This is a genomic window from Stenotrophomonas maltophilia group sp. RNC7 (assembly GCF_030910085.1).
GTDB classification, from domain to species: Bacteria; Pseudomonadota; Gammaproteobacteria; order Xanthomonadales; family Xanthomonadaceae; genus Stenotrophomonas; species Stenotrophomonas sepilia.
The window spans coordinates 1-656 of record NZ_JAVFVN010000944.1; the positions used below are offsets into that span (position 1 = coordinate 1).

Here is a 656-nt window from a genome sequence, read left to right on the forward strand (position 1 = left end):
AAGATTCCACGGTTGGGCGCGACCACCGCATCACGATCGAGGTAGAGCGGGAGGAGCCTAGCCTGTTCGCCGATGAGACGCCAGCTGTCAAAGGGTTCGTTATCACAGATACCGGTGTAGGGTTCGACGACGATAATTTCGAATCCTTCAACACGGCTTACTCGGACCACAAGTATGATAGGGGCGGTAAAGGACTTGGGCGATTTATGTGGCTCAAGGCTTTCGATCGGGTCAGGGTGGATAGTATATTTGAAGCCGAGGATAGCGGCGAGGTTACTCTTTGGCGACGAGGCTTCACGTTTGACTTCAACTACGATCCAGAATTCGCGTCCTTGTCTCAGGCTGAAGGCCAGGCGTCGAGAACAGTCATTCGGCTCGAAAACTTCAAACGCCCTTATAGCGACGAATGCCCACGCGATGTAGACCAGCTGGCGTTACGCCTCGCAGAGCATTTTATCATCGTTTTGATGGGTCCGGACTGTCCTTCGGTCGACATCATTGACGCGGGCGTCAAGACGTCGCTGAACAAGGTTTATCGCGACCACTTTGAAAAATATGCGTCGGAGGGCTCCTTCACGATCCGTGACAGGAGCTTCACTATCCACGGGTTTCGGCTGACCGCACCCCGGGCGACGAAGCACAAGCTGATCTACGCG

Annotated in this window: 1 pseudogene; it reads left to right on the plus strand. The window is 54.4% G+C overall.

Annotated features, from left to right (window positions below):
* Positions 1-656 (plus strand): annotated as a pseudogene (locus RCF13_RS23815) (hypothetical protein); the annotation flags it as partial.